Raw genomic sequence first — 14,061 nt, 5'->3', positions numbered from 1 at the left:
ACCTGCTTTACAATGTCTGCCTTGACGTTTATAGTCGATAACAAACAAAGACGCCGCAGCGATAAACTGCGGCTCTTTACCTGTAAAGAAGGTGTCATCTAATGAAAGCAGCATACATTCACATTCCATTTTGTGAGCATATTTGCCACTATTGTGATTTCAATAAATTTTTCATCAAAACGCAGCCAGTCGACGAATACTTAGCGGCTCTTGAGAAAGAGATGCAGCACACGATCGAGCAAAAAGGCGAGCAGGAACTAAAGACAATTTTTATTGGCGGGGGAACCCCGACATCACTGACTGTCAGTCAGCTAGACAAGCTCATGAACAGCATTCACAGCGTATTAAAGCCGACAAAAAATCTGATTGAATTTGCAGTAGAAGCAAACCCAGATGAATTATCGCTTGAGAAGTTGCATGTGCTTAAAGCAGCCGGCGTGAATCGGCTGAGCTTTGGCGTTCAAACTTTTGAAGACGATTTGCTCAAGAAAATTGGACGAGTTCATCAAAAGAAGGATGTCCTTACATCCTTTGAGCGAGCTAGAGCGGTTGGATTTGACAATATTAGCCTCGATCTTATGTTTGGCTTGCCGCATCAAGAGAAGCATCATGTGATGAATTCACTTGAGACGGCTTTCTCGCTGGGGGCAGAGCATTATTCGGTTTACTCACTCATCGTCGAGCCGAAAACCGTTTTTTACAACTTAATGCAAAAAGGAAAACTTCATTTACCGCCGCAAGAACGTGAGGCTGAAATGTATGAGCTTGTGATGGATGAAATGGAGCGCCATGGATTAAAGCAGTACGAAATTAGCAATTACGCCAAACCTGGCTTTGAAAGCCAGCATAATCTGACCTATTGGAGCAATGAAGATTACTTCGGTTTTGGTGCAGGCGCACACGGGTATGTAGATGGCATCCGAAATGTGAACGCAGGGCCGGTGAAACATTATTTGGAGCTGATTGACCAAACAGGTTTCCCGTATAAGGAAACACATCAGGTCACAAAAGCAGAGCAAATAGAAGAAGAAATGTTTTTAGGTCTTCGAAAAATCGAAGGGGTGAAAAGCGCTGATTTCCAAGCAAAATATGGAGCTGCACCAGAAGCACTTTTTTCCACTGTTCTTGAAGATTTAGAAGAAAAAGGCCTCATTGTAAAAGATGACAAGGGGATAAGTTTAACAAGAAAAGGAAAATTGTTAGGCAATGAAGTATTTCAAGCGTTTCTCGGTGAGTTATAATTGACATTTTAATTTGAGTTTGGTAATTTTGTTTATACAATTAGCACTCGTTGAAAGAGAGTGCTAACAGGGGTGATGATGATGTTAACAAATCGTCAGCTTTTGATTCTGCAAGTCATCATTAATGACTTTATTCGTTCGGCGCAGCCAGTTGGATCAAGGACTCTTTCTAAAAAAGAAGACATTACATTCAGCTCTGCGACGATTAGAAACGAAATGGCTGATTTGGAGGAACTTGGTTTTATTGAAAAGACCCATTCTTCATCAGGAAGAATTCCTTCCGAAAAAGGATATCGTTATTATGTAGATCATTTGCTCTCTCCGCGAAAACTGTCGTCTAAAGAGCTTGTGCTCATCCAGTCGGCCTTTCAGGAGAAAATTTTTGAGCTGGAAAAGACAGTTCAAAAATCGGCGGAAATTTTATCAGATCTCACAAACTATACATCGATTGTGCTTGGTCCAAAGCTAAGTGAAAATCGATTAAAGCAAATTCAGCTTGTCCCTGTTCAGCCAAACAAAGCAGTGGCGATCATGATTACAGACAGCGGACATGTTGAAAACAAAACCATTACCTTCTCTGAGCATCTCGATGTCTCCGATATTGAGAAGCTGATGAATATTTTAAACAGCCGCCTAGCCGGAGTCCCGATGGATCAGCTGAAGGACAGAATGTATAAAGAAGTTGTGATGCTTCTTCGTACGCATTTAAAAGATTATGATCATATTTTAGATGCGCTCGGCAATACATTTACATCGACTCAAAATGAATCAAAACTTTTCTTTGGCGGGAAGATTAATATGTTGAATCAGCCGGAGTTTCATGACATTGACCGCATCCGTTCACTCATGATGCTTATTGAGCAAAAGAATGATGTCATGCAGCTGTTTCATCCAAATCAGCAAGGAATCACCATTAAAATCGGTTCAGAAAACAATTTGGAAGCGATGGAGAACTGCAGCTTAATCACAGCTACTTATTCGATTGATCAAAAATCACTCGGCTCCATTGCCGTCATTGGTCCAACCCGTATGGATTATGGCAGGGTTGTCAGTCTCTTGCATCATGTATCAAAAGACTTGTCAAACGCACTTTCCAATTTGTATGATGAGTAGGGTGATAAAAGATAGGGGCACAGCCCCTTCGTATTTTTGAATCTTTTGAGGGAGGTGAACACAATGTCAGAAGAAAAACAGACACCTGAGCAAGAAGCAGAGGTTGAAGCACAAGAAGAAGCAGTTCAAGCAGATACTGAGGAAGTAACACATGATGAACAGTCTGCCTTCCAAGAAAAAATCGATGAATTGCAGCAGCTTCTAGATGAAAAAGAAAACAAAATTCTGCGTGTTCAAGCAGATTTTGAAAACTATAAACGCCGTGCTCGAACTGAAGTGGAGACCGTGCAAAAATATCGTTCTCAACATGTTGTCAGTGATCTTCTCCCAGCTCTTGATAACTTTGAAAGAGCGCTTGGAATTGATCCAGACAATGAGCAGACGAAAAGTTTGTTAGAAGGAATGCAAATGGTTTACCGCCAGCTGGTAGAAGCGTTGAAAAATGAAGGCGTTGAACCAATTGAAGCTGTCGGCAAAGAGTTCGATCCAAACCTTCATCAAGCCGTCATGCAAGTTGAAGATGAAAACTACGATTCAAATATCGTTGTAGAAGAATTGCAAAAGGGCTATAAACTCAAAGACCGAGTTATTCGTCCATCAATGGTAAAAGTAAATCAATAACTACATAATGGGAGGTCATCGAATATGAGTAAAATCATTGGGATTGACTTAGGAACAACAAACTCATGTGTTGCAGTACTTGAAGGCGGCGAGCCAAAAGTCATTGCTAACGCTGAAGGAGCACGTACAACACCATCTGTTGTCGCTTTTAAAAACGGAGAGCGCCAAGTAGGTGAAGTAGCAAAACGTCAATCAATTACAAACCCGAACACGATCATGTCTGTTAAAAGACATATGGGTACTGATTATAAAGTAGAAGTTGAAGGCAAGAACTATACACCGCAGGAAATCTCAGCGATTATTCTTCAGCACCTTAAATCTTACGCTGAAGGCTATCTTGGCGAAGAAGTAACAAAAGCTGTTATCACAGTTCCTGCTTACTTCAACGATGCAGAACGTCAAGCAACGAAAGATGCTGGTAAAATTGCTGGTCTTGAAGTAGAACGTATCATCAACGAACCAACAGCAGCTGCACTTGCGTATGGTTTAGATAAAACAGAAGAAGATCAAACGATTCTTGTATACGACCTTGGCGGCGGTACATTTGACGTATCGATCCTTGAGCTTGGAGACGGCGTCTTTGAAGTGCGCTCAACTGCAGGGGACAACCGTCTAGGTGGAGACGATTTTGACCAAGTCATCATTGATCACCTAGTGGCTGAATTCAAAAAAGAAAATGGCATTGATCTTTCTAAAGATAAAATGGCGCTTCAGCGTTTAAAAGATGCTGCTGAAAAAGCGAAAAAAGATCTTTCTGGTGTATCTTCTACACAAATCTCACTGCCATTTATCACAGCTGGAGAAGCAGGACCTCTTCACCTTGAATTAACGTTAACGCGTGCTAAATTCGAAGAGCTTTCTGCAGATCTTGTAGAGCGTACAATGACACCTGTACGTCAAGCACTGAAAGATGCTGGTTTATCTGCTAGCGAGATTGATAAAGTCATCCTTGTAGGTGGATCAACTCGTATTCCTGCAGTACAAGAAGCAATCAAAAAAGAAACAGGCAAAGAGCCTCATAAAGGTGTAAACCCTGATGAAGTAGTTGCACTTGGTGCAGCGATCCAAGGTGGAGTGATCACAGGGGATGTCAAAGACGTTGTTCTTCTTGACGTAACACCACTTTCTTTAGGAATTGAAACAATGGGCGGCGTATTCACGAAGCTGATTGAACGCAATACAACAATTCCAACAAGTAAATCTCAAGTATTCTCAACAGCTGCTGACAACCAAACTGCTGTAGATATCCATGTCCTGCAAGGTGAGCGCCCAATGGCTGCAGATAACAAAACATTAGGCCGCTTCCAATTGACTGATATCCCGCCAGCACCACGCGGCGTACCGCAAATCGAAGTATCTTTTGATATCGATAAAAACGGTATTGTCAACGTACGTGCGAAAGATATGGGTACAGGCAAAGAGCAAAACATCACAATCAAATCTTCTTCAGGTCTTTCTGATGATGAGATCGAAAAAATGGTCAAAGAAGCAGAAGAAAATGCTGAAGCAGATGCGAAGAAAAAAGAAGAAATCGAAGTGCGCAACGAAGCAGATCAATTAGTGTTTACAACTGAAAAAACATTAAAAGATCTAGAAGGCAAAATCGATGAAGAGCAAGTGAAAAAAGCAAACGACGCGAAAGATGCGCTAAAAGCTGCGATCGAAAAAGGCGAGTTTGAAGACATCAAAGCGAAAAAAGATGAGCTGCAAACAATCGTTCAAGAATTAACGACAAAGCTCTATGAAGAAGCTGCAAAACAAGCACAAGCTCAGCAAGAAGGCGCTGAAGGTGCTCAAAAAGCAGATGACAATGTAGTGGATGCAGAATACGAAGAAGTAAACGACGATCAAGAGAAAAAATAATCACCTTTACTTTTGAAAAAGACTGCTGAAACGTACTCGTCAGAAAGTCAAAGTCAGGATCTCTTGGCTTTGACTTTTTTTCTTTTCAACGATGAAAGGAATTGAAAAAGGTTAAATCAAAATGATACAATCGTATTTATGTGAGAAAATCGGGAGTGTGAAGAGATGAGTAAGCGTGATTACTATGAAGTGCTTGGCGTAAGTAAGAGCGCCTCAAAGGACGAAATCAAAAAGGCATACCGCAAGCTTTCAAAAAAGTATCACCCTGATATTAATAAAGAAGCTGGCTCAGATGAGAAATTCAAAGAAGTAAAAGAAGCCTATGAAACCCTTTCTGATGATCAAAAACGTTCGCATTATGACCAGTTCGGTCATACCGATCCAAACCAAGGCTTTGGCGGCGGCGGTTTTGGCGGAGGAGGAGACTTTGGCGGCTTCGGCGGCTTTGATGACATCTTCTCTAGTATTTTTGGCGGCGGAGCCAGAAGAAGAGATCCAAATGCACCGCGCCAAGGAGCGGACCTGCAATATACAATGACGCTTTCGTTTGAAGAAGCGGCATTTGGAAAAGAAGCAACCATTGAAATCCCTCGTGAAGAATCTTGTGAAACATGTCATGGATCAGGTGCAAAGCCTGGTACGCAGGCAAAAACCTGTTCACATTGCGGCGGCTCTGGCCAATTAAATGTTGAGCAATCCACTCCATTTGGTAAAGTGGTCAACCGCAGAGTATGTAACTACTGCAGCGGAACAGGGAAACAAATCGACCATAAATGTTCAACATGCGGCGGCTCTGGCAAAGTGCGTAAGCGTAAGAAAATTAACGTGACGATTCCTGCAGGTGTTGATGATGGCCAGCAGCTCAGAGTGTCTGGCCAAGGTGAACCAGGTGTAAATGGAGGCCCTCCAGGCGATCTATTCGTTGTGTTCCATGTGCGTGCACATGAATTCTTCGAACGTGATGGAGATGACATTTACTGCGAGATGCCGCTCACCTTTGCCCAAGCTGCATTAGGTGACGAAATTGAAGTGCCGACATTACACGGAAAAGTAAAATTAAAAGTTCCTGCTGGCACTCAAACTGGCACGAAGTTTAGACTCAAAGGTAAAGGCGTGAAAAATGTACGCGGCTACGGCCAAGGCGATCAGCATATCGTTGTACGTGTTGTCACACCGACAAATTTAACAGACAATCAAAAAGATATCATTAGAAAATTTGCTGAAGTGAGCGGAAATAAACCAGACGAACAAGAAATGAGCTTTTTCGATAAGGTAAAACGCGCATTTAAAGGCGAGTAAGACGGATAAGGAGTTGGTAGTATTGAAGTGGTCAGAAATTAGCGTCCATACAACAAATGAAGCGGTGGAACCGATCACCAATATTTTGCATGAAGCAGGTGCAAGTGGTGTCGTGATTGAGGACCCGCTTGATTTAGTCAAGGAACGTGAAAATGTATACGGTGAGATCTACCAGCTCGATCCGAATGACTATCCGGATGAAGGTGTTATTGTGAAAGCCTATCTTCCAATGAACAGCTTTTTGATGGAAACGGTAGATGAGATCAAAGAAGCCATCAACAATCTTCTTCTATACGATATTGACCTTGGACGCAATACACTGTCAATTTGTGAAGTAAATGAAGAAGAATGGGCCACCGCCTGGAAGAAATACTATCATCCTGTGAAAATCTCTGAAAAATTCACCATCGTTCCAACGTGGGAAGAATATACACCGGTTCATTCTGATGAACTGATTATTGAAATGGATCCTGGAATGGCATTTGGAACAGGTACGCATCCAACAACCGTCCTTTGCATTCAGGCGCTTGAGCGCTACGTGAAGGAAAACGATACGGTGATTGATGTTGGAACAGGCTCTGGAATTTTAAGTGTGGCAGCAGCGATGCTTGGTGCAAAGGACATTCAAGCCTTTGATCTCGACACCGTTGCGGTAGAAAGTGCGAAGCAAAACATCGAACTAAATGGTGTAAGTGACCAAGTGACGGTCAAACAAAACAATTTGCTTGATGGAATTTCAGGTGAGCGTGATGTGATTGTCGCCAACATTCTGGCAGAAGTGATTTTGCGCTTTACAGATCAAGCCTATGACCTATTGAAGAAAGATGGCTATTTCATTACATCAGGCATCATTGGACAGAAGAAATTACAAGTCAAAACAGCATTAGAAGAAGCAGGTTTTGACATTGTTGAAGTGCTGTCAATGGAAGATTGGGTCAGCATTATAGCGAAAAAATAAAGCGAGTAGGTGTCAGGACACGTATGCAACGATATTTTATCGACCTCACGAAAGAAGAAGTGACGTTAAAGGGAGCCATCGTTATAAAAGGTGAAGATGTACATCATCTTTCCAATGTCATGCGGATGAAAGCAGGGCAGGAAATCCTTTGTTTAACGACAGACGGCTTTGAAGCGCTCAGTAAAATTGATACAATAACAAAGGAAGAAGTGATTTGTCACCTTGAAAGCTGGACAAATCAGAACAGAGAACTTCCGATTAAGGTGACGATTGCAAGCGGTCTTCCAAAAGGAGATAAGCTTGAGCTCATTATCCAAAAAGGCACAGAGCTTGGCGCAAGTGCTTTTATTCCGTTTCAAGCGGCTCGTTCTATTACAAAGCTTGACCAAAAAAAGTCACATAAAAAACGAGAGCGCTGGGAGAAAATCGCGAAAGAAGCAGCCGAGCAGTCCTACCGGAATATCATTCCACGTGTTTATTCAGTATCAACGTTTAAAGAGCTGACGCAATTAGCTGGTGAATTCGATAAATGTGTCGTTGCATACGAAGAATCATCGAAAGAAGGAGAGCAAAGCCGTTTTCAAACTGTGCTTCAACAGATGAAAGGCGGACAAACCTTGCTAGTGGTTTTTGGCCCTGAAGGCGGTTTGGCAGAAAAGGAGATTGAAGAGCTTGAAACGCTTGGTGCAGTCATTTGCGGGCTTGGACCACGCATTTTAAGAACAGAAACTGCTCCTTTATATGCGCTTTCTGCTATATCTTATCAAACAGAGTTATTAAGAGGTGAATCATGATGGGAACAGTAGCGTTCCATACACTTGGCTGTAAGGTCAACCACTATGAAACAGAGGCGATCTGGCAGCTGTTTAAAGAAGCTGGCTATGAAAGAAAAGAGTATGAATCAAAAGCAGACGTATATGTCATTAATACATGTACGGTCACGAATACAGGCGATAAGAAAAGCCGCCAAGTCATTAGAAGAGCCATTCGTCATAACCCAGATGGTGTCATTTGTGTAACAGGCTGCTATGCGCAAACATCACCAGCAGAAATCATGGCGATTCCTGGTGTTGATATTGTGGTTGGAACACAGGACCGACATAAATTACTAGGCTATATTGAAGAATACCGCAGAGAAAGACAGCCGATCAACGGGGTTGGCAATATCATGAAAGCACGTGTGTTTGAAGAACTTGATGTTCCTGCCTTCACAGACAGAACGCGCGCTTCATTAAAAATCCAAGAAGGCTGTAACAATTTCTGTACATTCTGCATTATTCCTTGGGCGCGCGGCCTTCTTCGTTCTCGTGATCCAGAAGAGGTCATCAATCAAGCGCAGCAGCTTGTTGATGCGGGCTATAAAGAAATTGTGCTTACAGGTATTCACACAGGCGGATACGGAGAAGACTTAAAGGATTATAACTTTGCAAAGCTTCTGAGAGAATTAGATGAACGTGTTATTGGCTTGAAACGAATCCGTATTTCATCTATTGAAGCAAGTCAAATTACAGATGAAGTGATTGAAGTGCTTGATCAGTCAGATAAAATTGTCAGACACTTACACATCCCGCTTCAATCTGGCTCAAATACTGTGCTAAAAAGAATGCGCCGTAAATATACGATGGAATTCTTTGCAGAGCGTTTAACAAAGCTGAAAAAAGCATTGCCAGGACTTGCTGTCACCTCTGATGTAATCGTGGGATTCCCTGGGGAAACAGAAGAAGAGTTCTTGGAAACGTACAATTTTGTCAAAGACCATCAATTCTCTGAGCTGCACGTATTCCCTTACAGCAAACGTACAGGTACCCCGGCTGCAAGAATGGAAGATCAAGTGGATGAGAATGTGAAAAACGAACGTGTCCACCGTTTGATCGCTCTTTCTGACCAGCTTGCGAAAGAGTATGCATCAGCATACGAAGGTGATGTGCTAGAGATTATTCCGGAAGAATCCTTCAAAGAACAAGAAGGAAACCACAATCTTTATGTTGGTTATACCGATAACTACATGAAAGTTGTTTTTGAAGGGACAGAGGACATGATCGGCCGTCTGGTCAAAGTAAAAATTACGAAAGCGGGCTATCCTTATAACGAAGGACAATTTGTTCGCATCAGCGATGATGTGCAGCCAGACAAAGTGAGAATGACCTCATAATAGATAAAAAACCGGCAGCCAAAAGGGCAGGCCGGTTTCTTTTATTTTGACTGATTCGGCATGAGACACAAGATCAATCCGTGAAAAGGGCGAATGAACGGAAAGAAGAGGAGAGAGCTTGCCACATTAAATAGCAGGCTGAAATGCGCAATCTGCTGGGCAGGAGAGCTTGCGAGAAGGGCGACAACCTCTGTGATCAGGGCGAGAAACGGCAGGCATAAAAGAACCCCAAGCACATTAAACACGACGTGTGCATAAGCCGTTTGACGTGCTGCGTAGCCGCCAGATATCGCAGCCATCACAGCCGTAATACATGTCCCAATATTGGATCCCAACACAAAGCTGATACCTTCCTGAAGTGCCACAGTTCCCTCATTCATAAATCCCATTAAAATACCGATACAGACGGAGCTCGAATGAACAATTGCTGTGAAAATGGTACCCGAAAGCAGCGCTGTCCAGTCTGAATGCTGCATCATTTCAAGAAAACGCAATGTCTCAGGCTGGCTTGTCATCATCCCTGCAATTTTTGAAAAGCCTTGTATGCAAAAAAAGATCATCCCGAGCCCAAATAAACTTTTTCCTGCATGTCTAAAAGATGTCCTGCCAAAAAGGATAAATACAAGACCGGCTATGATTAAAACCCACATGAACACGTCCATTTTAATGGCGATAAATTCTGTCGTAAACGTTGAGCCGATATTGGTTCCAAGAATCATTGGGATCGATTTTTTAAAAGAGAGAATGCCAGTACTGACAAAGCCAATGACGATAACCATAAAAGCAGAACTGCTTTGTAGAACCCCTGTAAACACAATGCTGACCAAGAATGCTTTGACCGGGTGATCTGTAAAGAGAAGAAGTGATTTCTCAATACGAGACGACGCAAGTGCCATTAATCCTTTTCTCAGCAAGCCCATTGACCATAAAAAAATGAAAATAAGTGCACAAAAATAAATGATCGCCATCATAGAAAAGTCCTCCTCTTACCAATGAATATATGGACTTGTCTACCTGCTCATGACGAAAATATATTTCCAAATCACTTAGTTGACCTCACACTAGGCTTATATTATAATGTCTAGGTACATGTTTTGCATGTATATCTTTTTTTAATGCAGTCGATTGGTGTATTCGGAGGGAGGGAAAGAGAATGTCAAAAACGGTCGTTAGAAAAAACGAATCGCTTGAAGATGCTCTTCGTCGCTTTAAACGCAGTGTATCCAAAACTGGAACATTGCAAGAAGCAAGAAAGCGTGAATTTTATGAAAAGCCTAGCGTAAAGCGCAAGAAAAAGTCTGAAGCTGCTAGAAAACGTAAATTCTAAAGAGGGTGGATTTTATGAGTCTTCTTGAGCAATTAAATTCTGATATGAAGCTTATGATGAAAAACCGTGAGAAAGACAAGCTTGTTGTCATTCGTATGGTAAAGGCTTCGCTGCAAAATGAAGCAATTAAGCTTAAGAAAGACAGTTTGACCGGCGATGAGGAACTAACCGTCCTTTCCCGCGAGATTAAGCAACGTAAAGACTCCCTCCATGAATTTTCGAAAGCTAATCGCTTAGATTTAGTAGATAAAGTTCAAAAAGAGATTGACATATTAGACGTTTATTTACCTGAACAGCTTTCTGAAGAAGAACTGCAAACGATCGTGAAAGAAACGATTACTGAAACAGGTGCTTCCTCGAAGGCTGATATGGGTAAAGTCATGAGCGCTATTATGCCAAAAGTAAAAGGTAAAGCTGATGGAGCTGTCATTAACAGACTTGTCAGCGAGCAGCTGTCTCAATAAAAAAGTATCCTTCTATTGTTAGAAGGGTACTTTTTTTATGCCCTCGTGATTCTGTCATATAAAAATGAAACCTATGATACATTTGTAACGTATGTAAAGGAACAGTAAAATGGAAGAAAGAGAGGAGGGATCACCAAATAGATGAAAAAAATAAAAATTTCTATTGCTCTCTTCAGTTGTTTTATAATATGCTTGTTATTAGGGGTTCAATTGACCGCGAAATCAGCAGATCAGAAAGTACATGTTATCCCAATTGAAGATACAGTAGAAAAAGGACTTTCTAAATTCATTGAACGATCGTTTGAGCAGGCAAAATCCGAACGGGCAAAGCATATTATTCTCGACATCAATACACCAGGTGGTGCAGTCGATGCAGCGCTTGAGATCGCAGATACGATTCGTGCTTCTGATATCCCAGTGACAGCGTTTGTCAATCATAGAGCGCTTTCAGCCGGGGCCTTCATCGCGCTAAATGCCGATCAAATTTATATGACCCCGAATGGAAAGATGGGGGCTGCTGCGATCATTGATGGAGAAGGCAATGCTGCCGATCAAAAATCTGAATCTCTATGGCTTGCTGAAATGAGTGATGCTGCCGAAAAACAGGGGCGTGATCCAAAGTATGCTCTTGCCATGGCGGATATAGATATAGACGCAAAAGAAGCCGGTGCACCAAAAGGAGAATTGCTCACCTTCAACACAGACCGGGCGCTTAAATTCGGTTATGCAGAAGGAGAAGCAAAAAATATGGATGACTTGCTTCAAAAGCTGAAATTAAAAGATGCTTCTGTTCAATACGATGAAGTGAGCTTTGCTGAAAAGGTTGCGCGTTTTCTTACGCACCCAATTGTCATTCCAATCCTTTTATCCATTGCAAGTTTAGGGTTAGTTGTTGAGCTCTATTCTCCTGGCTTTGGAGTCCCGGGCACCATGGGAGTGACAGCGCTTCTTCTATTCTTTTATGGTCATCTCGTGGCAGGTTTTGCAGGATATGAGACGTTGTTCCTGTTTTTAGCAGGGATTGCACTCATCATTCTGGAATTGTTTTTGCCAGGGGGAATCGTAGGTGTCATTGGACTGATCTGTGTCGTTGTCAGCTTATTTTTAGCAGCTGGAAGCTTTACAGAAATGGCGATTTCCATCTTGATTGCCACTGCTGTTTCAATCATAGCAGTTATTTTATTGACAAAGGTGTTGGGGAAACGTATGAAATTCTTTAAAAAGTTCATTTTAACCGATTCAACCAATAAGGAAAGCGGTTATGTCTCAAATGAAACAAGAGAGGATCTTGTTGGACAAATCGCAGTGACAGCCACTGCACTTCGTCCATCTGGTACGATCGTACTCGGAGATGAGCGCATTGATGTGGTGTCAGAAGGTGCATTTATCGATAAAGATGAACAAGTAAAAATTGTGAAAGCGGAAGGCTCACGCATTGTCGTGAGGAAAGTATAGATATACTGATTTTAGAGGAGGAATAAAATGGATCCATCTACTTTACTATTATTTGTGATTATCGCAGCAGGTTTGATTGTTCTATCGATCTTTTTCACCTTTGTACCGGTGATGCTGTGGATTTCTGCCCTAGCGGCTGGCGTAAAAGTGAGCATTTTTACACTTGTAGGAATGAGACTGCGCCGAGTGATTCCAAACCGAGTGGTCAACCCGCTCATCAAAGCACATAAAGCAGGTCTTGATGTGACGATTAACCAGCTGGAGAGCCACTATCTTGCAGGTGGTAACGTGGACCGAGTGGTGAACGCATTAATTGCAGCTCAACGCGCGAATATCGAATTGAACTTTGCCCGCTGTGCAGCCATCGACCTAGCAGGCCGTGACGTACTAGAAGCAGTTCAAATGAGTGTAAATCCTAAAGTCATTGAAACACCATTTATCTCTGGTGTTGCGATGGACGGGATTGAAGTCAAAGCAAAAGCACGTATTACCGTTCGTGCAAACATCGACCGACTTGTCGGTGGTGCAGGGGAAGAAACAATTATTGCCCGTGTAGGTGAAGGGATTGTCTCTACAATCGGTTCATCAGATAATCATAAAAAGGTTCTTGAGAATCCTGATATGATTTCTCAAACGGTTCTTGGTAAAGGATTAGATTCAGGTACTGCATTTGAAATTCTCTCGATTGATATCGCAGATGTTGATATCGGTAAGAACATCGGGGCAATTCTGCAAACAGACCAAGCAGAAGCAGACAAAAACATTGCACAGGCGAAAGCAGAAGAACGCCGCGCAATGGCTGTTGCACAAGAACAAGAGATGCGTGCGAAAGTTGAAGAAATGCGCGCGAAAGTCGTAGAAGCAGAGGCTGAAGTACCACTTGCAATGGCTGAAGCATTACGTGAAGGCAATATTGGTGTCATGGACTACATGAACATTAAGAATATCGATGCTGATACGGATATGAGAGATTCATTTGGCAAAATGACAAAAGGTCCATCTGATAATGAAAACAAATAAGCATCCTCTCACGCTTTAAGGAGGGAGCCCATTGGACATTCTATTTGAAAATCCGCTACTAATTGCGATTATCATCGGTATCATCTCTGCCGTCTTTGGGAAGATCGGTAAACAAGAGGAGAACGAAGAGCAGAATCAGCAAAAGAAGCCCGCTCCTCAGCGTAAGCAGGTGCCCCAAAAGCAAACAAGTCCAGATCCAGTCGTGACTGATCAGCTGGACGATTTCGGCGATGTACATGATCATGGCGGGATGAAGAAAAAAATTTCTCAGTCCTTACAAGATCGCTATACGGCTACACTTGCCGAAATGGAAGAAAGAAAAAACGAGCTGAACAAAGAGTTCCAATCGCTTGAAAGAGAGCTGACAAGGCCAAAGGCTGCATCTGCTGAAATGAGGCCAAAATTCATTGAGAAGGTGAACCAAGATACAATTGTTCAAGGAATGATCCTTGGAGAAGTATTTGGAGAGCCGCGCGCGAAAAAGCCGCACAGAACGATGAAACGGCCATATAAAAGATAAAGAAGAAAGCCCCCTTTTTCATAAAGGG

General features: G+C 42.3%; 14 protein-coding genes. 13 read left to right on the top strand and 1 reads right to left on the bottom strand.

The features are described 5' to 3' along the window. Positions 1 to 101: 101 nt before the first annotated feature. From hemW to mtaB, 8 genes are all read left to right on the top strand, one after another. Entirely contained in the window at positions 102 to 1,241 is a 1,140-nt protein-coding gene (gene hemW, locus MHB67_RS11750) for a radical SAM family heme chaperone HemW (protein WP_234107232.1), read from the top strand. A gap of 81 nt (positions 1,242 to 1,322) precedes the next feature. Further along, positions 1,323 to 2,354 carry a heat-inducible transcriptional repressor HrcA gene (hrcA, locus tag MHB67_RS11745; protein ID WP_003217350.1) on the top strand — a complete coding sequence of 344 codons (1,032 nt, stop codon included), beginning with the start codon at positions 1,323 to 1,325 and terminating at the stop codon, positions 2,352 to 2,354. A 63-nt stretch (positions 2,355 to 2,417) separates the two neighbouring features. Next, entirely contained in the window at positions 2,418 to 2,975 is a 558-nt protein-coding gene (gene grpE / locus MHB67_RS11740) for a nucleotide exchange factor GrpE (protein WP_041086263.1), read from the top strand. 24 nt (positions 2,976 to 2,999) lie between these two features. Beyond that, on the top strand, positions 3,000 to 4,838 hold the full coding sequence (gene dnaK / locus MHB67_RS11735; protein ID WP_024423034.1) for a molecular chaperone DnaK: 1,839 nt from the start codon (positions 3,000 to 3,002) through the stop codon (positions 4,836 to 4,838). A 165-nt stretch (positions 4,839 to 5,003) separates the two neighbouring features. Beyond that, positions 5,004 to 6,137 (top strand): molecular chaperone DnaJ, encoded by a 1,134-nt coding sequence (gene dnaJ / locus MHB67_RS11730; RefSeq protein WP_024427952.1) that lies wholly within the window; start codon positions 5,004 to 5,006, stop codon positions 6,135 to 6,137. A 22-nt stretch (positions 6,138 to 6,159) separates the two neighbouring features. Then, on the top strand, positions 6,160 to 7,095 hold the full coding sequence (gene prmA / locus MHB67_RS11725; protein WP_024423032.1) for a 50S ribosomal protein L11 methyltransferase: 936 nt from the start codon (positions 6,160 to 6,162) through the stop codon (positions 7,093 to 7,095). Between the two features lie 23 nt (positions 7,096 to 7,118). Further along, complete coding sequence (locus tag MHB67_RS11720; RefSeq protein ID WP_024423031.1) at positions 7,119 to 7,889, top strand: 16S rRNA (uracil(1498)-N(3))-methyltransferase; 771 nt, start codon at positions 7,119 to 7,121, stop codon at positions 7,887 to 7,889. After that, the gene (gene mtaB / locus MHB67_RS11715) at positions 7,889 to 9,247 is read left to right on the top strand and encodes a tRNA (N(6)-L-threonylcarbamoyladenosine(37)-C(2))-methylthiotransferase MtaB (protein ID WP_024423030.1); all 1,359 of its coding nucleotides are present in this window, start codon (positions 7,889 to 7,891) and stop codon (positions 9,245 to 9,247) included. Before MHB67_RS11720 ends, mtaB begins: the two co-directional genes overlap by 1 nt. A gap of 41 nt (positions 9,248 to 9,288) precedes the next feature. Here mtaB and MHB67_RS11710 read toward each other — a convergent pair whose 3' ends face one another. Further along, a complete protein-coding gene (locus MHB67_RS11710; protein WP_024423029.1) occupies positions 9,289 to 10,218 on the bottom strand; it encodes a Na/Pi symporter in 930 nt (309 codons plus the stop codon). Positions 10,219 to 10,400: 182 nt separating this feature from the next. Here MHB67_RS11710 and rpsU point away from each other — a divergent pair, with 182 nt between their 5' ends. The 5 genes from rpsU to MHB67_RS11685 all read left to right on the top strand — a co-directional run bounded on the left by rpsU (position 10,401) and on the right by MHB67_RS11685 (position 14,033). Continuing rightward, positions 10,401 to 10,574, top strand: coding sequence for a 30S ribosomal protein S21 (gene rpsU, locus MHB67_RS11705; RefSeq protein ID WP_003152957.1), 174 nt, complete (start codon positions 10,401 to 10,403; stop codon positions 10,572 to 10,574). Positions 10,575 to 10,588: 14 nt separating this feature from the next. Further along, on the top strand, positions 10,589 to 11,038 hold the full coding sequence (locus MHB67_RS11700; RefSeq protein WP_024423028.1) for a GatB/YqeY domain-containing protein: 450 nt from the start codon (positions 10,589 to 10,591) through the stop codon (positions 11,036 to 11,038). 141 nt (positions 11,039 to 11,179) lie between these two features. Then, positions 11,180 to 12,493 (top strand): nodulation protein NfeD, encoded by a 1,314-nt coding sequence (locus MHB67_RS11695; RefSeq protein WP_039180060.1) that lies wholly within the window; start codon positions 11,180 to 11,182, stop codon positions 12,491 to 12,493. Between the two features lie 27 nt (positions 12,494 to 12,520). Beyond that, entirely contained in the window at positions 12,521 to 13,513 is a 993-nt protein-coding gene (gene floA, locus MHB67_RS11690; protein WP_024423026.1) for a flotillin-like protein FloA, read from the top strand. A gap of 31 nt (positions 13,514 to 13,544) precedes the next feature. Beyond that, positions 13,545 to 14,033, top strand: coding sequence for a hypothetical protein (locus MHB67_RS11685; RefSeq protein WP_122631104.1), 489 nt, complete (start codon positions 13,545 to 13,547; stop codon positions 14,031 to 14,033). The last annotated feature ends 28 nt before the right edge of the window (positions 14,034 to 14,061 follow it).

Origin of the sequence: Bacillus sp. FSL H8-0516 (genome assembly GCF_038635285.1) — a bacterium.
Taxonomy (GTDB): Bacteria; Bacillota; Bacilli; order Bacillales; family Bacillaceae; genus Bacillus; species Bacillus safensis.
Note: the sequence above shows the minus strand (reverse complement) of the source record. Positions and strands in the feature narration are given on the sequence as shown.